Source organism: Streptomyces sp. NRRL S-31 (assembly GCF_000718775.1).
Lineage (GTDB): Bacteria > Actinomycetota > Actinomycetes > Streptomycetales > Streptomycetaceae > Streptomyces.
The window spans coordinates 92079-109395 of record NZ_JOCB01000003.1; the positions used below are offsets into that span (position 1 = coordinate 92079).

The 17317-nt window shown below is 74.0% G+C and carries 12 protein-coding genes; 10 read left to right on the top strand and 2 right to left on the bottom strand.

Annotated features, from left to right (window positions below; all coding sequences use genetic code 11):
* Nucleotides 1-222: 222 nt before the first annotated feature.
* From IF37_RS0102210 to IF37_RS0102240, 6 genes are all read left to right on the top strand, one after another.
* Nucleotides 223-4179 (top strand): SpoIIE family protein phosphatase, encoded by a 3957-nt coding sequence (locus tag IF37_RS0102210; RefSeq protein WP_253915622.1) that lies wholly within the window; start codon nucleotides 223-225, stop codon nucleotides 4177-4179.
* The gene (locus IF37_RS0102215) at nucleotides 4179-4496 is read left to right on the top strand and encodes an STAS domain-containing protein (RefSeq protein WP_030735185.1); all 318 of its coding nucleotides are present in this window, start codon (nucleotides 4179-4181) and stop codon (nucleotides 4494-4496) included. The genes IF37_RS0102210 and IF37_RS0102215 overlap by 1 nt, the downstream gene beginning before the upstream one ends.
* A gap of 103 nt (nucleotides 4497-4599) precedes the next feature.
* Entirely contained in the window at nucleotides 4600-4992 is a 393-nt protein-coding gene (locus tag IF37_RS0102225) for an STAS domain-containing protein (protein ID WP_052844926.1), read from the top strand.
* 131 nt (nucleotides 4993-5123) lie between these two features.
* Complete coding sequence (locus IF37_RS0102230) at nucleotides 5124-5999, top strand: MEDS domain-containing protein (RefSeq protein WP_030735190.1); 876 nt, start codon at nucleotides 5124-5126, stop codon at nucleotides 5997-5999.
* A complete protein-coding gene (locus IF37_RS0102235) occupies nucleotides 5996-6952 on the top strand; it encodes a sensor histidine kinase (protein ID WP_030735193.1) in 957 nt (318 codons plus the stop codon). Before IF37_RS0102230 ends, IF37_RS0102235 begins: the two co-directional genes overlap by 4 nt.
* A gap of 207 nt (nucleotides 6953-7159) precedes the next feature.
* Entirely contained in the window at nucleotides 7160-9379 is a 2220-nt protein-coding gene (locus tag IF37_RS0102240) for a SpoIIE family protein phosphatase (protein WP_030735196.1), read from the top strand.
* Between the two features lie 127 nt (nucleotides 9380-9506).
* Here IF37_RS0102240 and IF37_RS0102245 read toward each other — a convergent pair whose 3' ends face one another.
* Nucleotides 9507-10700 (bottom strand): phosphatidylserine/phosphatidylglycerophosphate/cardiolipin synthase family protein, encoded by a 1194-nt coding sequence (locus tag IF37_RS0102245; RefSeq protein ID WP_052844946.1) that lies wholly within the window; start codon nucleotides 10698-10700, stop codon nucleotides 9507-9509.
* A 220-nt stretch (nucleotides 10701-10920) separates the two neighbouring features.
* On the opposite strand from IF37_RS0102245, the gene IF37_RS0102250 reads away from it, so the two are divergent.
* The 3 genes from IF37_RS0102250 to IF37_RS0102260 all read left to right on the top strand — a co-directional run bounded on the left by IF37_RS0102250 (nucleotide 10921) and on the right by IF37_RS0102260 (nucleotide 15246).
* Nucleotides 10921-12504: an FMN-binding glutamate synthase family protein gene (locus IF37_RS0102250; RefSeq protein ID WP_030735202.1), complete on the top strand. Its 1584-nt coding sequence runs from the start codon at nucleotides 10921-10923 to the stop codon at nucleotides 12502-12504.
* Nucleotides 12505-12518: 14 nt separating this feature from the next.
* A complete protein-coding gene (locus IF37_RS0102255) occupies nucleotides 12519-14282 on the top strand; it encodes a thiamine pyrophosphate-dependent enzyme (RefSeq protein ID WP_030735204.1) in 1764 nt (587 codons plus the stop codon).
* A gap of 118 nt (nucleotides 14283-14400) precedes the next feature.
* Nucleotides 14401-15246 carry an RNA polymerase sigma factor SigF gene (locus IF37_RS0102260; protein WP_037855419.1) on the top strand — a complete coding sequence of 282 codons (846 nt, stop codon included), beginning with the start codon at nucleotides 14401-14403 and terminating at the stop codon, nucleotides 15244-15246.
* A gap of 277 nt (nucleotides 15247-15523) precedes the next feature.
* Here the strand turns inward: IF37_RS0102260 and IF37_RS0102265 are convergent, their stop codons facing one another.
* Nucleotides 15524-16213, bottom strand: coding sequence for a DUF4097 family beta strand repeat-containing protein (locus IF37_RS0102265; RefSeq protein ID WP_030735210.1), 690 nt, complete (start codon nucleotides 16211-16213; stop codon nucleotides 15524-15526).
* A 220-nt stretch (nucleotides 16214-16433) separates the two neighbouring features.
* Between IF37_RS0102265 and IF37_RS0102270 the strand changes: the two genes are divergently transcribed.
* Nucleotides 16434-17177: a helix-turn-helix domain-containing protein gene (locus IF37_RS0102270; protein WP_030735213.1), complete on the top strand. Its 744-nt coding sequence runs from the start codon at nucleotides 16434-16436 to the stop codon at nucleotides 17175-17177.
* Nucleotides 17178-17317 lie beyond the last annotated feature (140 nt).

Sequence of the window (17317 nt, forward strand, 5' to 3'; positions counted from 1 at the left end):
AGCGGGCCGGCACGAGGGGACGGGTGTCGCGTGGAGCGTGCGGGCGGGACCGGACACGAGCCGGGGCCGACGGCGGCCGACGGTGAGGTGTTCGCCGCCGACCGCCAGGTGGGCGCGGACCTCGCCGCGGTGGACTGGGCGGCCACGCCCCTCGGTCCGCCGCGGGGCTGGCCGCAGAGCCTGCGCACCACCGTCAGCATCCTGCTGTCCTCCCGGTTCCCCATGTGGATGGCCTGGGGCGAGGAGCTGACCTTCTTCTGCAACGCCGCCTACCGGCGCGACACACTCGGCCGCAAGTACCCGCGGGCGCTCGGCCGGCCCGCGAACGAGGTGTGGGCGGAGATCTGGGACGACATCGGCCCCCGTATCGACGGCGTGCTCAGCACCGGCCAGGCCACCTGGGACGAGGGGCTGCTGCTGTTCCTGGAGCGGTCCGGCTACACGGAGGAGACGTACCACACCTTCTCCTACAGCCCGCTGCGGGACGACGCCGGTGACGTGGTGGGCATGCTCTGCGTGGTCAGCGAGGACACCGACCGGGTTATCGGCGAGCGGCGCATGGCCACGCTGCGGGACCTGGGCTCGGACCCCAGCGTGATCCGCACCGAGCGGGAGGTGCTGGCCTTCACCGACCGGCAGCTGGCGGGCAACCGGGCGGACCTGCCGTTCACCCTCACCTATCTCTTCGACGGCGACACCGCCCGGCTGGCCGGGGCGACCGGCATCGCCGCGGGGCACCCGGTCGCGCCGGCCGTCCTCCCGGTCGACGGCTCCGACGGCGTGTGGCCGGCCGCGGCCCTGGCCGCGGGGGAGACGGTCCTGGTGCCGCTGACCGGGGACGCCTTCGCCGGCCTGCCCCGCGGGGACTGGCCCGAACCGCCCGAGCGGGCACTCGTGGTCCCGCTCCTGCAACAGGGCAGCGCCCCCTACGGCTTCTTCGTGGCGGCCCTCAACCGGTACCGCGTGCCGGACGACGGCTACCGCGGCTTCGTCGAGCTGACCGCCGGACACATCGCCTCCGGCATCGGCAGCGCCCGCGGCTACCAGGCGCAGCAGCGGCGGGCCGAGGAACTGGCCGAACTGGACCGCGCCAAGACCGCCTTCTTCTCCAACGTCAGCCACGAGTTCCGCACCCCGCTCAGCCTGATCATGGGCCCCGTCGAGGACCTGCGCGCCCGGCTCACCGACGCCGACGAGCCCGTACGGCGGGAACTCGACGTCATCCACCGCAACGGGCTGCGGCTGGGCAAGCTGGTCAACACGCTGCTGGACTTCTCCCGCATCGAGGCCGGCCGCATGCAGGCCCGTTACGAGCCGGTCGACCTGGCCGTGGTGACCGCGGAGCTGGCCAGCGTCTTCCGCTCGGCCGTGGAGAAGGCCGGACTCGCCTTCGACGTGGACTGCCCGCCCCTGGACGAACGGGTGTACGTCGACCGCGGCATGTGGGAGAAGGTGATCCTGAACCTGCTCAGCAACGCGCTGAAGTTCACCTTCGACGGCGCGGTCCGCGTCGGCGTGCGCCGGGCCGGCCCGGATGCCGTCGTCACCGTCGCCGACACCGGGATCGGTGTGCCGCGGGCGGAGATGCCCCGGCTGTTCGAGCGCTTCCACCGCATAGAGAACGCCCGCTCCCGCTCCCACGAGGGCAGTGGCATCGGACTCGCCCTGGTGCGGGAACTCGTCGGTCTGCACGGCGGTGAGATCACGGCCGAGAGCACCGAGGGCGAGGGCACCGTCTTCACCGTCCGGCTGCCGTTCGGGACCGCCCACCTGCCCGCCGAGTCCGTGGTCCCGGCGGCGGGCGGCGGCACGGCCGCCGCCACGGCCGCCCCCTACGTCCAGGAGGCCCTGCGCTGGCTGCCGGGCGGTGACACCGGCGCGGACGACGACACGGTGGTGCGCTCCGGCCCGGGAGCCGCCGTCAGCTCCCGGGTGCTGGTGGCCGACGACAACGCCGACATGCGCGAGTACCTCACCCGCGTCCTGACCGGCGCCGGATACCGGGTCGACACCGTCACCGACGGCGTCGAGGCCCTGCGGTCCATCCGCCGTGACACCCCGGACCTCGTCGTCAGCGACGTGATGATGCCCCGGCTGGACGGGCTCGAGCTGGTGACCCGGCTGCGCGCCGACACCCGTACGGCCTCGGTGCCCGTGCTGCTGCTGTCGGCCAGGGCGGGGCAGGAGGCCTCGATCGAGGGGCTGCGGGCGGGCGCCGACGACTACCTGGTCAAGCCCTTCGCCGCCGCCGAGCTGCTGGCCCGCGTCCGCGCGAACGTCGAACTGGCCCGGCTGCGCGGCCACCACGTCCGGTGGCGGACGGCACTCATCGACTCCCTCCAGGAGGCCTTCTTCGTCTGCGACGAGTCCGGGGCCGTCGTGGAGATCAACGCCGCCTTCACCGACATGCTCGGCTACGGCCCCGAGGACCTGCCGTACGCCGCGGTCCATCCGTGGTGGCCGGACGGCGCCACCGACCCCGACGCCCACCGCCTGGTCGGCGACGCCTTCGCCGGCCTGCTGGAGCGCTCGAAGGGCTCGTACACCGTCCCCGTCACCCACCGGGACGGCCATCGTCTGTGGGTGGCCGTCACCTTCAACAAGGCGCGGGACCCCGACACCGGACGCCGGGTCACCGTCGGCACCTTCCGGGACGTCACCGCCGAGCACTACGCCGTCCAGCGCGAGACGGCGCTGGCCGCGCTGAGCACGTCCCTGTCCACGGCCGCGAGCCTGCCCGAGGCGCTGGCCGGCGCCCTCGACGGGCTGAGGACCCTCTGGCGCGCGCGGAGCGTGCTGGCCGCCGTCTTCGGGCGCGGCGACGTACCGGCCCTCACCGCCACCGACGCGAACCTCCGGTGGGAGGAGCTGCCCGCGGAGCGCCGGGACGCGCTCGCCGCCCTGAGCCGCCGGCCGCCGCTCACCCCGGTGACCGAGGACGGCGGCGCCGGCGTCCTGCTGGAACACCCCGACGGGCCGCTGGCCCTCTGGATCGACCCGGGCGAACACCGGCCCTTCACCTCTCAGGACCAGCTCCTGCTGTCGCTGCTCGCCGGGCACCTCGCGCAGGGCCTGGTGCGCGCGCACCAGATCGACCAGCAGCGGGAGACCGCGATAGCGCTGCAACGCGCCATCCTGGGCCCGGCCCGGCTGCCCGACGGCTTCGCCGTGCGGTACGAGCCCGCCACCCGCCCGCTGGAGGTGGGGGGCGACTGGTACGACACCGTCGCCCTGCCGGACGGGCGGATCGGCATCGTCGTCGGCGACTGCGTCGGACGGGGCCTGGAGGCGGCCAGCGTCATGGGGCAGCTGCGCAGCGCCTGCCGCGCGCTGATGCTCCGGGACCCCAGCCCGTCGCGGACGCTGATGGCACTCGACCAGTTCGCCGCGAGCGTCCCCGGCGCGCTGTGCACGACCGTCTTCTGCGGCGTCCTCGACCCCGGCACGGGCGAGCTGACGTACTCCAGCGCCGGGCATCCGCCGGGCATCCTCGCCCACCCCGACGGATCGACCCGGCTGCTGGAGGAAGGACGCTCGCTGCCGCTGGCCGTACGGCCGGGCCGGACGCGCCCGGAGGCCGCCTGCACCCTGCCCGCGCGGGCCACGTTGCTGCTCTACACCGACGGGCTGGTGGAACGCCGCCGGCGCCCGCTCAGCGCCGGGATCGACCAGGCCGGCGTCGCCGTGCAGGAGGGCCGCGACGTGCCCGTCGACGACCTCGCCACCGAGGTCATGGCGCGGCTCGCGCCGGCCGGTGGCTACGACGACGACGTGGCGCTGCTGCTCTACCGCCATCCGGCGCCGCTGGAGGTGTCCTTCCCGGCCGAGTCGTCCCAGCTCGCGCCGGTCCGCAAGGCGCTGCGCAGCTGGCTCGACCAGTGCGACCTGCCTGCGAACACCGTGCAGAACGTCCTCGTCGCCGCCGGGGAGGCGTGCGCCAACGCGATCGAGCACGGTCACCGGCACACCCCGGGGGAAGCCGTGCGGCTGCGCGCCGAGGCCCTCGTCGACAACCTGCGCCTGACGGTCGCCGACAGCGGCCGGTGGAAGGACCCGCAGCCCGGGCTGAACCCTCACCGGGGCCGGGGCGTGGCCCTGATGCGGGCCATGATGCAGCAGGTCACCATCGTTCCCGGCCCGTCCGGGACCACCGTCGACATGCAGATGAGGATCGCCTGATGACCACCCCGCTCACGCTCACCCCCGACCGGCGCCCGGACGGTACATCCCGTCTCACGGTCAGCGGTGAGATCGACATGAGCAACGTCGGTTCGCTGGCCGACGCCCTCGACGGCGGTTCGGGCCCCCTCGTCCTGGACCTGACCGCCGTGGAGTACCTGGACAGCGCCGGGCTCAACGTGCTCTTCGCCCACGTCGACCGGCTGGAACTCGTCGTCACGCCGCTGCTGGAACCCGTGCTCACTGTCTCGGGCCTCGCCGACCTGGTCCCGGTCCACGGGCCCGGCGCCGGCGCCGACGGCAGACCGTGGCCGTGACCGCTGTGACGGGGCGCGACCTGACCGCCCCCGCCCCGGCCGCCGCCGACGGCCCCGTGACCGTGCCCACCGCCGCCATGCCCGAGCCCCGCGGCCAGGAGTGATGACCGACGTGACCGATCCCCTCGATGTGCCCGACCCCCTCGACGTGACCGTCCGCCACCCGGGCGCCGGCACCGCCGTCGTCACCGTCGCCGGAGACGTGGACCTGCACACGGCGCCGACGCTGCGCGCGCACGCCCTGGCCGTGGTGGAGCGGGGCGCCCGGCACCTCGTCCTGGACCTGGCGCGGGTGGACTTCGTCGACTCGACCGGCCTCAGCACCCTCATCGTCCTCGCGCACGCGACCCGGGAGGCGGGGGGTTCGCTGCGCCTCGCCGACGTCCCCGGCCGTCTGCTGCGGATGGTGACCATGACCGGCGTCTCCGAGCTGCTGCCCGTCCACCCCTCGGTCGACCACGCGCTCGCCGGCCGGACCGCCGGCCCGTCCGACTGAGGCCCCGGGCGCCGCCGCCGGACGGTCCGCACGCCGGGCACCGCCCCCGGGGGACACGGGTTCCCTGCGGTAAGGTGACACCTCCGCATGGCTGACGGGACACGGTCGCTCAGGGTGGAAAGGGTGGTCCGATGCACGGCGCACCCGCGTCCGCGAGCGGCTCGGCCGCGGCGGACCGTCATGTCGCCGTGGAGTACTCCAGCGACGACGAATGGGCCGGTCGGCTCGTGGCCTTCGTCCGGACGGGACTCGACGGGGGCGAGCAGGTGCGCTACTTCGCCGACGTCACCGACCCCGGCCTGGTGGTCCGCACGCTCACCGAGCGGGGCGTCGACGCCGGTGCCGCCGTGCGGCGCGGACAGCTCGTGGTGACCACCGCCGACGAGACGTACCCGGCCGGAGCCCGGTTCGACCCGGACGCGATGATCGGACTGTGGCGAAGGGCGGCCGAAGCCGCCGCCGCGCGGGGCCACCGGAGCCTGCGGGTGATCGGTGAGATGTCCCGGGGCGCCCGGCACAGGGCGGGCGCCGAGCGCCTGCTGGAGTACGAGCTGCGCATCCACCAGGAGGTCTTCGAGCGCCTGCCCCTGACGGCCTGGTGCTTCTACGACCGGCGCCTGGTGCCCGGCGACGCCCTGGAGCTGCTGGCGGGGGCGCACCTGACGCGGTCGGGCACCGCCGCCCGCCCCGGCGGCGGGCCGGTGCTGTCGGTCGCCCCCCTGGCCGGCCCGCCCGGCTTCCGGCTGTCCGGGTCGGCCGGCTACGAGAGCCGCCGCGTCACCGCCTCGGCGGCGGCCGCCGTCGCCGCGTCCCCGGCGCCGGACCTCACCCTCGACCTGTCCCGCCTCGACCACCTCGACGTCGCCGCGTTCGCCGATCTGGCCCGCGCCGCGCACCGGCGGACCTCTCGGACACCCGTGCGGCTGCTCGGGTCGCCACCCGCCCTGACCCGCATGCTGGAACTCTTCCCCGAGCTGGGGGCCGGCCTGGAGGAGTCCGGTCAGTGACGACGTACCCACGGCCGTCGGCGGCATCGAGCCCGGGCGACGCGCTCTTCCACCACCCCGCCCTCCTCTACACCACGGAGCAGGACTACCTCGCGGGCGTCGGCGGTTTCGTCCGGGCGGAAGCGGCCGCCGGCCGCCCCGTGCTGGTCGCCGTGCCCGGACCGCGCCTGAGCCTGCTGCGGGACGCCCTCGGCACCGCGTACGACGACGTCACCTGGGTCGACATGCGGCAGGCCGGACGCAACCCGGGCCGCACCCTGTCGCTGCTCCAGGACTTCGCCGACCGGCACGCGGCCCGGCGCCCGTCCCTCGTGGGCGAACTGATCTGGGTCGGGCGCACGCCCGCCGAGGCACGGGAGGCCACCCGCCACGAGGCACTGATCAACCTCGCGTTCGCCGGCCGGGAGGCCACGGTCCTGTGCCCCTACGACACCGCCCTGCCCGAGCGGATACTGGCGCAGGCTCCCCGGACGCACCCCTTCGTCGGCGACGCCGCCGGCTACCGGCACAGCCCGGGCTACGCCGACCCGCACACGGTGTGCCGCGACTGCGACGAGGCGCTGCCCGAACCGGACGACCCGGTGGTCCTGCGCTTCGCGGAACGGGACCTCGCCGACGTCCGCGACGCCGCCGGGCGCTGGGCCGAGGCGGCGGGCCTGTCACCGCGCCGGCGCACCGACTGGCTGCTGGCCGTCAACGAGGCCACCGGCAACTCGGTGCGGCACGGCGGGGGACACGGGGTGCTGCGACTGTGGCGGACGGCCGACACCGTGATCGCCGAGGCGCGGGACGACGGCCGGCTCACCGATCCGCTGGTCGGCCGGCGCCGCCCCGATCCGCTCTCCCCGGCCGGCGGCCGGGGCGTGTGGATGATGCACCAGCTCTGCGACCTGGTCGAGATCCGCGCACTGCCGACGGGACTGACCGTGCGCCTGCACCTGGCGCTGGACTGAGGGCACGGCGAGCCGTGGCGCCGGCCCGAGGGGCCGACGAGCCGCGGCGGACGGCGCGGTGCGGGCCGCCCGGCAGATCCGGTGCCGGTCCGCCAGGCGTGGACCGGCCGTCGCGGTGCATACGACCCTGGACGGGGCGCACCGTGATGCCGTGGGAGATGATGGCCTGCCCGGCCTCCGGGCCGGGTGGGCCGCGAGGGGGGCGAGATGACTGCCGAGCGTGAGCGGCGGCCGGCGGACGAAGCCCGCCGGGCGCCTGCGGTCCCGGACACCGACGAGGACCTGTCGCTGCTGTTCGGGACGTCTACCGCGCTGTTCGCGTCCATGGCGGGACCCGCGCACGTGCTGGAGGCGGCGAACCCGGCCTTCTTCGCGGCGATCGGGGGCGGGCGGCGGGAACGCACCGGTGTGCCGCTGGCCGATCTCCTGCCCGAGCTGAAGGCCCAGGGCTTCCTCGGTCTGCTGGACCAGGTGTACCGGTCGGGGGAGCGGCACGTCGGCCGGGAGACCCGCGTCGTGCTGGGGGTCGGCGGGGCGGCCCGCGAGGCGTTCTTCGACTTCACCTACGAGGCCCGCCGCGACGCCGGCGGCAACGTCGTCGGCGTCCGGATGATCGGAGTGGAGACCACCCAGGTCAAGCACGCCCGGCGGCTGGCCGCCGAGCAGCGCGCCCTGCTGGAGCAGATAGCCCGCCAGGCGCCGCTGCCCGAGGTGCTGGACGGCATGTGCCGGGCGATCGAGGAACTCGTCCCCGAGGTGATCGTCTCGGTCCTGCTGGCCGACGAGGACGGCCGGCACCTGCGCCACGGCGCGGCTCCCAGCCTGCCCGGCTTCTACAACCAGGCCATCGACGGTATCGCCGCCGGCGAAGGCGTGGGCTCCTGCGGCACCGCGGCCCACCGGCGCCGGGCCGTGATCGTCACCGACATCGCCGCCGACCCCCTGTGGGACGACTTCCGCGACCTCGCCGGCCGGGCCCGGCTCGCCGCCTGCTGGTCGACGCCGATCCTCGCCCGCGACGGCCGGCTGCTGGGCACCTTCGCGATGTACCACCGTGTTCCGCGCGCCCCCCAGGACACCGACCTGGCGCTGGCCCGGGTCTTCGCCGACACCGCCGCCCTCGCCATCGAACGCCATCTCGCCGAGCAGGCCCGGCAGGCGGCCGACGCGCGCGAGAAGGCGGCCCGCGAGGACCTCGCCTTCCTGCTCAACGCCAGTACGGCCCTGGCCGGCCGGCTGGACGAGAAGCAGACGCTCCAGCGCCTGGCCGCCCTGTCCAGCCCGGCCCTGGCGCCCCTGGCCGCGGTCGACATCGTGGAGACCGGGCGCGTGCGACGGGTGGCCGCCGCCGCCCTGAGCGAGGCGACGCGCGCCCTCCTCGCCGCCCACACACCGGCCCGCGACCCCGAGCACGACCCCGTCGCACGCGTCCTGGCTTCCGGCCTGACCGAGGTGGCCCGCCGCACCCCGGCCGGGCCCGGCCCCTGGCGGGAACTGGGCGTCACCGGCTACGTCTGCGTGCCCCTCGTGGACCGGGGGCGGCCTTTCGGCGCGCTGACCCTGCTGTCCACGGACGGACACTGCTTCGACGGACACCGGATCGCACTGGCCGAGGAACTGGCCCGCCGCGCCGCCACGGCCGCCCGCAACGCGCGCCAGTACGCGCAGCGTGCGGCCCTCGCCCGCGACCTCCAGACCGGCCTGCTGCTGCCGGACCTGCCCGACATCCCCGGCGCCGAGCTGGCCGCCTTCTACCACCCGGCCGGTGAAGGGCTGGAGATCGGCGGCGACTTCTACGACGTCTTCGCCCGGGGCGACGGCAGCTGGGCGTTCATCCTCGGCGACGTCTGCGGACGCGGTGCCACGGCCGCCACCACCACCGCGCTGGTCCGGCACACCGCCCGCGCCGTCGCCTCCCTGCTCGACGACCCGGTCGACGTCGTCAAGGCCGTCGACAAGGCGCTGAACGACCGGTACGCCCACGAGAACCACGGCTTCGTCACCCTCGTCTACGGCCACCTCGCGCAGGCGGCCGACGGACTCGGCATCCACCTCGTCCGGGCCGGCCACACGCTGCCCCTGCTGCTGGACACCGACCACCGGGTGGACACCGTGGAGACGGCCGGCGGGCTGCTCGGCATCGGCATCCCGCCCCGGTTCGCCGCGCGCCGCCTCACCCTGCGCCCCGGCGAGAGCCTGCTCCTCTACACCGACGGCATCACCGAGTGCCGGACCGCCGGCACCGAGCAGTACGGCGACGTCCGGCTGGCCGAGGCCCTGGCCTCCGCGCCCCGCCGGCCGTCCGCGCGCGACATCGTGCGGACCGTGGCGGAGGACGTCCGCGACTTCATGGAGGGCCAGGGCGTGGAGGACGACCAGGCCGCCCTGGTCGTCACCGCCACCGGCCCGGCACCGCGCCCGGCCTGACCACGGGCGCCGCCGCCCGGCCGGTGTCCTACGGTGACCGATCACGGACGCGCACCCTTCGAGGGGCCGGCCGGAACGCCGGTCCGGACGCGCACCCCCGACGGCCCCGGCCAGGACGCCGGTCCGCTCAGAGGAAGCGCCGGATCGGGGTGACCGCGGCCTCCTTGACGCGCTGGAGCACCGCCCGCCGCCGCCACCGGGCCAGGTCGATGTCCACGCTCCGTGCCAGGTCCGCGTCGTAGTCCCGGTCGAGTTCGGCGGTGAACGCCTCGTCCAGGACGGCGAGCATGACCTCCTCGTCGTGGTCCATGGACCGGCGGTTGAAGTTGGTGGAACCGATCAGGGCGGCGACCGAGTCCACGGTGATGATCTTGGCGTGCATCATCGTCGGCTGGTACTGACGGATGTGCACCCCCGCCGCCAGCAGCCGGGTGTAGTGGTGCTGGCCGGCGAGCTGGCAGGCGCGCTGATCGGTGTGCGGGCCGGGCAGCAGGATCTCCACCCGCACGCCACGCCGGGCGGTTCGGCACAGCAGGTCGACGAAGTAGGTGTCGGGGGCGAAGTAGGCGGTGGCCAGCCGGAACCGCTCCTCGGCACAGGTGAGCATGACCCGGATCAGGGTCTGCATGTCCTGCCAGCCGAGGCTCGCGGAGCCGCGCACCACCTGGACGACCGACGAGCCGGCCTGGCGGTGCCCGGTGAAGCGGTCGTGCTCGTCGAAGAGTTCGTCGTGGCACTCGGCCCAGTTCTGCGCGAACGCGGCGGCGATGCCGTCAACGGCCGGACCGCGCACCCGCACGTGGGTGTCGCGCCACTCACCGGGGTCGCGGGCGTCGCCGCACCACTCCTCGGCGATACCGACCCCGCCGGTGAACGCGGTGTGCTCGTCGACGATCAGGGCCTTGCGGTGGCAGCGGTGGTTCTGTTTGAACGGCGACAGCCAGACGGGCTTGCGGAACCAGGCCACCTGCACCCCGGCACCGTCCATGAGGTCCAGCAGGTCCCGTTCGATCTCCTTGGCACCGAACCCGTCGAGCAGCAGCCGCACCCGCACCCCGGCACGGGCGCGGTCGGCGAGCGCGGCGGCGAAGTCACGGGCGATCTGACCGCGCCAGTAGACGAACGTCATCATGTCGATCGTGTGCTCGGCCGAGCGGATCGCGCCGAGCATCGCCGGGAAGATCTCGTCGCCGTTGCGCAGCGGGACCAGTTCGTTGCCCTCGGTGGCGGCCACGCCGATCAGCCGCTCGAGGCGACGGCGCAGGCGCTGCCCGCGGTCCCGCGCACGAGGGTCGGTAGCACCGGCGGCGGGCGCCGGTATGCCGTCGAGGATCACGCGATTCTCCCGTGGGGCCGAGGGGACGGAGCGGTGCGGGCCGGACGAACCCAGGGAGCGGATGCCCGGTACCCGACGCCTCACTCCCGGGCGCCGGCCCGGACGGGCAGCGGTCGGTGCGCGCCGGTGGCCGCACCCGGTGGAGCCGACCGGCCGTCGGACGGCCGGCGGGACTGGAAGGCCGATCCAGGGCAATGAGCGAGGGGTGATGCGTACGGCAATCGTTGCTCTGATCCTGGCCGCCGGCACGGCGGCGGCCGTCGCCGCGGCCGTGTCCTCCCCCTGGTGGTGGCCGGCCGCCGCGCTCCTCGTCCCGCTCGGCCTGCTCGGCGCGGCGGACCTGCTGCAACGCCGGCACTCGGTGCTGCGCAACTATCCCGTCCTGGGACACGCCCGCTTCCTGCTGGAGCGGATCCGCCCGGAGGTGCAGCAGTACTTCGTCGAGCGGAACTACGACGGACGCCCCTTCGACCGGGACGTCCGCACCATCGTCTACGAGCGGGCGAAGGGCACGGACGCCGAACAGCCCTACGGCACCGAGCGGGACGTCTACCGGACCGGCTACGAGTACCTCGTGCCGTCGATGGCCCCGCGCCCGGTGCCCGAGACCCCGCCGCGGGTGCGGGTCGGCGGCCCCGACTGCGACCGCCCCTACGACATGGCGCTGCTGAACGTCTCGGCGATGAGCTTCGGCTCGCTGTCGGCCAACGCCGTCCTCGCCCTCAACGGCGGTGCCGCCGCCGGGGGTTTCGCCCACGACACCGGCGAGGGCGGACTGTCCGAGTACCACCTGAGGCCGGGCGGGGACCTGATCTGGGAGATCGGCACCGGATACTTCGGCTGCCGCACCCGCGACGGTGACTTCGACCCCGGCGAGTTCGCCGCCAAGGCCGCCCACGACCACGTCAAGTGCGTGTCCCTGAAGCTCTCCCAGGGCGCCAAACCGGGCATCGGCGGGGTCCTGCCGGGGCCGAAGGTCAACGCCGAGATAGCGAAGGTACGGGACGTGCCCGAGGGCCGGACGGTGATCTCACCGCCGTACCACCGGGCGTTCTCCACCCCGCGCGAACTCGTCCGCTTCCTCGCCCGGATGCGGGAGCTGTCCGGCGGCAAACCGACCGGGTTCAAACTCTGCGTCGGCTCGCGCCGGCAGTTCCTCGCGGTCTGCAAGGCCATGCTGGAGGAGGGCACCACCCCCGACTTCATCGTCGTGGACGGCGGCGAGGGCGGCACCGGCGCCGCGCCCATGGAGTTCGCCGACCACGTGGGGGCCCCGCTGACCGAGGGGCTGCTCACCGTGCACAACGCCCTCGTCGGCACGGGCCTGCGCGACCGCGTCCGGATCGGGGCCAGCGGCAAGATCGCCACCGGTACCGACCTGGTCAAGCGCCTGGTGCAGGGAGCCGACTACGGCAACGCCGCGCGGGCGATGATGTTCGCCGTCGGCTGCATCCAGGCCCAGCGGTGCCACACGAACACCTGCCCCACCGGCGTGACCACCCAGGACCCCCGGCGGGCCCGCGCCCTCGACGTCCGGGACAAGACCCCGCGCGTGAGGCGCTTCCAGGAGGCGACCGTGGCCAGCGCGTTGCAGATCATGGCGGCCATGGGCGTCACCGACCCCGCCGAACTGCGCCCGCACATGCTCCGGCGGCGCATCGACCCCTACACCGAACGCTCCTACGAGGAGCTGTACGAGTGGCTCGGGCCCGGGCAGTTGCTCGCCGAGCCGCCGCGAGACTGGGCGGCCGACTGGAAGGCCGCCGACCCCGACCGTTTCACCGTCTGACCTGGAGGATCCAAGTGGCCCGTACCGTTGCCCGCTCGATCGTGGAGGCGCTGAGCGAGCTCGGCGTGCGCCAGGTGTTCGGCGTCGTGGGAGACGCCCTCAACCCCCTGACCGACGCCATCCGCACCACCGACGGCCTCGAATGGGTGGGGTGCCGGCACGAGGAGGCGGCGGCGTTCGCCGCCGGCGCCCAGTCGCAGCTGACCGGCACCCTCGGAGTCTGCATGGGCACCGTCGGACCCGGCTCGGTCCACCTGCTCAACGGGCTGTACGACGCGGCCAAGAGCCACGCCCCCGTCCTGGCGATCGCCGGTCAGGTCCCGCTCGCCGAACTCGGCACCGACTACTTCCAGGAGGTCGACAACGACGCCCTCTTCAGCGACGTGGCCGTCTTCCGCGCGACCGTCACCTCGCCCGGCCAACTGCCGCAGATGCTGGAGACGGCGGTGCGCCACGCCCTGGGCCGCAAGGGCGTCGCCGTCCTGACCGTCCCCGGCGACCTGGGGACACGCGAGCTGGAGACGGACCGCCCGGCCCGCCTCTCGCTGACCGCCCCGCTCAGCCGGCCGGAGGAGTCCGCGGTCCGGCGGGCGGCCGAGCTTCTCGACCGGGCCGAGCGGGTCACGCTGCTGGTCGGGCGGGGCGCCCACGGAGCCCGCGAGGACGTGCTGGCCCTGGCCGACCGGCTGGCCGCGCCGATGGTCCTCACCCTGAAGGCCAAGGAGGGGTTCGAGGGCGACACCAACCCGTTCCAGGTCGGCCAGACCGGGCTGATCGGCAACCCGGCCGCCGCGTCGGCCCTTCAGGACGCGGACACCTTGCTGCTCCTGGGGACCGACTTCCCTTACCGGGACTGGTATCCGGAGGGCAGGACCGTGATCCAGGTGGACACCGAGGCCGCCCACATCGGGCGCCGGGTGCCCGTCGAGGTCGGCCTCGTCGGCGACACCGGCGTCACCGTCCGCGACCTGCTCACCCACCTCGCCGCACCCGGGCCGCGGGAGGAGGGCGCCCGGGACCGGGCGCACCTGGAGAAGGCCCGCGAGCGCTTCGACCGGTGGCGCGAGGGCCAGGCACGGCTCGCCGACCCGGCACACGACCGGGGCCTGATCGGCCGCATCCGGTCCTCGCTCGACAACCGCACCGGCGACATCCGGCCCGAGGCACTGGCGGCCGTGGTGGACCGGCTGGCCGCCGACGACGCCGTCTTCACCTCCGACACGGGCATGGCGACGGTCTGGCTCTCGCGCTTCGTGGAGATGCGCGGCGAGCGGCGCCTGATCGGTTCCTACAACCTCGGTTCGATGGCCAACGCGATGCCGCAGGCGCTGGGCGCCCAGTGCCTGGACCGCGAACGCCAGGTGGTGGCCTTCTGCGGGGACGGCGGGCTGAGCATGCTCCTGGGCGACCTGATGACGCTGAAGACGCACCGGCTCCCGGTGAAGCTCGTCGTCTTCGACAACCGCCGTCTGGGGATGGTGAAGCTGGAACAGGAACAGGCCGGGCTCCCGGAGTTCGGCACCGTCCTGGACAATCCGGACTTCGCCGCCGTCGCCACGGCCATGGGCATCACCGGAATCCGCGTGACCGACCCGGCCGACCTGGAGCAGGCCGTGCGCCGCGCCTTCGACAGCCCGGGACCGGTCCTGCTCGACGTGCTCACCAACCCCGACGAGATCGCGGTGCCGGCCAAGCCGACCGTCGAACAGGGCTGGGGCTTCGCACTGGCCAAGGTGAAGGAGGTCGTACGCAGCCACGGGGACGACGGTACGGCGTGACGCGTCACGGCGGTTCCGGCGGGAAAGCGGGGCATGCGCGGCGCGGGCCGGGGTAGGCGGCCACCATCGGGCAAGGCGAACCGACCGGGACGAGACCGATCGACAGGAAGAGGCGCTCATGATGGCGACGACGACCGTGCGGACCGTCGAACGGACGGCGGACGTTCCGGAGATAGCGGACCCGTCCCGGGTCGCGCCGAAGGACGCGCGGGAGTTGTCGAGGGTGTTCTTCGACCAGCTTGCGGTGGTGGAGGAGGGCACGCCCGAGCACCAGTACGCGCGCAACACGCTGATCGAGATGAACATGTCCCTGGTCCGCTACGCGGCCGGCCGGTTCCGCAGCCGCGGTCCGGAGGAGATGGAGGACATCGTCCAGGTCGGCATGATCGGCCTGATCAAGGCGATCGACCGGTTCGAACTGACCCGTGAGGTGGAGTTCACCTCCTTCGCCGTCCCCTACATCGTCGGCGAGATCAAGCGGTTCTTCCGGGACACCTCCTGGGCCGTGCACGTGCCCCGCCGGCTCCAGGAGGCGCGCGTGCAACTGGCCCGTGCCAACGAGGAACTGCGCACCCGGCTGGGCCGCGCCCCGTCGGTCAAGGAGCTGGCGGAGCTGATGAGCCTGCCGGAGGACGAGGTGGTCGAGGCGCAGCTCGCCTCCAACGGCTACAAGTCGGCCTCCCTGGACGCGGCGATCAGCGGCAGCGAGGACGGCGAGGCCGCGCTGGCGGACTTCATCGGCGACGAGGACGCCGCCCTCGGCCTGGTCGAGGACTTCCACGCGCTCGCCCCGATGATCGCCGAACTCGACGAACGCGACCGCAGGATAATCCACTGGCGGTTCGTCGAGGAACTCACCCAGGCCCAGATCGGCGAGCGTCTCGGGGTGTCGCAGATGCACGTCTCCCGGTTGATCTCCCGGCTCCTGGCCCGCCTGCGCGAGGGCATGCTCAGCACCACCTGACGGCCGGCCGCACCCGACCCGGGTCCGCATCGGAAAGGGGCCCGCGCTCTCGGCGCGGGTCCCTTTCCGGCTCTCCGACGGGAGCCTGCGGAGGGAGCCGGCTCGCTGCCCGAAGGCGCCCCCGCCCCGTACCCCGGCCTTCCGCGCCCGGCCGTTCCGTGCCCCGGCGTTCGGCTCGGTCCCGGTCGACTTCCACCGGGACGCCCGCGCATCGCCGCCCCGCGCGAGCCGGCGCCACCCGTCGCCGCGGTCGGCCACCCGGCCGCCGCCGGGGCCCTCACTGGCTGCGGGCGGTGATGTCGCCGTACGAGGTGGTCGCGTGGATCTCCAGGGCGGTGCCGCCGTCGGTGCTGTGGAGCGCGTTGTGGATGCGGCCGTAGGCGGTTCCGGCGTCCAGGGAGGCGGAGACTCCGCGGGCGGCGCCGACGATGATGTCACCGGATTCGGTGCGCAGGGTGACCGTGCCGCGTACCGCTTCGGTGATGCGGATGTCGCCCTTTCGGGTGCTGATCCGCGCGGAGCCGCCCAGGCGGCCGAGGGTGATGTCGCCGGCCTGGAGGGTGAGGTGGGCCTCGGCGGTCTCGTCGAGTTTGACCGTGGCCCGGGCGGCTTCGAGGGTGACGTCGCCGAGCCGGCCGACCCCGCGCAGTTCGGCGTCGGCCGTCTTGGCCAGGAGGTGGGAGCCGGTGGGCAGTTGGACGGTCACCTCGATGGCACCGCCGGTGCCGAGGACGCGGTTCCCGGCTTCGGGGACCTCGACGCGCAGGACGCCGTCGTCGTAGGCCACGCGGGTCTGCCCGGCCGCCTTGACGTCGCGGCTCCTGGAGGCGTCGGCGGGCAGGACCTCGACCGTGGTGTCGCTCCGGTCGGCGGCGATGAACCGGATGCGTCCGGCGGGGATGTCGCAGTGGACCGAGACGGGGGCGTGGGTGGCGAACCGCTGCGTCGTGCTCTGCTGCTCCTGCATGGTGAACTCCTCCGTGCGTTGTTTCCGACAACAGAAAAGCTACGTTGCGTTCATAGGTATGGCAACGAGCTTGTTGCGTTGAGTGAGCAAACACGCAGTCCAGAGGCGTTGAATCGTTGCAACGGTGCTACATATAACGCAACGCACTGGCACGGCTCCGTTGCAATGGCTCAAGGGTGAAGGCTATGGTGGAGGCTCCCCGGAGCCCAAGGAGACCGTGATGCCGGGAGGCAGACTCACCCAGCAGGAACGCCGGCAGATCGCGCTGGGACTGGCCGACGGCCTCGCCTACGCGGAGATCGCCAGACGCCTCGACCGCCCGACCTCGACCGTCACCCGCGAGGTCATGCGCAACGGAGGCCCCACCGCCTACCGCGCCGATCTCGCCCACCGCGCCACCGAACACCGCGCCCGCCGCCGGGGGAAGGCCGTGCCCCGGGACCCGAACGCGGTCCCGCACGCCCACGGACGCGATCCCGACGCCGTGCGCGCGTACGAGGAGACCTTCACCACCGTCTTCATGCAGTCGGGTCTGCCCAGGATGACGGCCCGGGTGCTGGCCTGCCTCTACACCACCGACGCGGGCAGCCTCACCGCCTCCGAACTCGCCGGGCGGCTCCAGGTCAGCCCCGCGTCCGTGTCCAAGGCGGTCGCGTTCCTCGAGAGCCAGGGCCTCATCCGCCGGGAACGCGACGAACGCCGCCGCGAACGCTACGTCGTCGACGACGACGTCCTGTACCAGTCCACGATGGCCGGTGCCCGGTCCACCGCGCACCTGGGCGAAGTCGCCCGGCAGGGCGTGGACATCCTCGGCTCCGGCACCCCGGCCGCCGCCCGCCTGGAGAACATCGCCCGCTTCCTCGACTTCGTCTCCGAGAGCATCACCCGCGCCGCGAACCAGGCCCGCGAAGTCCTGCACACGAAGTCCGGGACGGTCCCGGACGGCACCGCCGAGCGGCCGTAGCCCGCACCGTCACCGGCCGGGCCCCGCAGGGCGGCCAAGCCCCGACGCGGTCCCGGGCCTCGACACGGTCCCGGGCCTCGACACGGTCCCGGGCCCCGACGCGGTCCCGGGGCGGCCCGCGCCGCGACGCGCGGAGTGCC

Coding starts and splice junctions, on each gene's coding strand:
- IF37_RS0102210 (WP_253915622.1), top strand. CDS start 223: ATGTGGATGGCCTGGGGCGAGGAGCTGACCTTCTTCTGCAACGCCGCC.
- IF37_RS0102215 (WP_030735185.1), top strand. CDS start 4,179: ATGACCACCCCGCTCACGCTCACCCCCGACCGGCGCCCGGACGGTACA.
- IF37_RS0102225 (WP_052844926.1), top strand. CDS start 4,600: ATGACCGACGTGACCGATCCCCTCGATGTGCCCGACCCCCTCGACGTG.
- IF37_RS0102230 (WP_030735190.1), top strand. CDS start 5,124: ATGCACGGCGCACCCGCGTCCGCGAGCGGCTCGGCCGCGGCGGACCGT.
- IF37_RS0102240 (WP_030735196.1), top strand. CDS start 7,160: ATGACTGCCGAGCGTGAGCGGCGGCCGGCGGACGAAGCCCGCCGGGCG.
- IF37_RS0102260 (WP_037855419.1), top strand. CDS start 14,401: ATGATGGCGACGACGACCGTGCGGACCGTCGAACGGACGGCGGACGTT.
- IF37_RS0102265 (WP_030735210.1), bottom strand. CDS start 16,213: ATGCAGGAGCAGCAGAGCACGACGCAGCGGTTCGCCACCCACGCCCCC.
- IF37_RS0102270 (WP_030735213.1), top strand. CDS start 16,434: ATGCCGGGAGGCAGACTCACCCAGCAGGAACGCCGGCAGATCGCGCTG.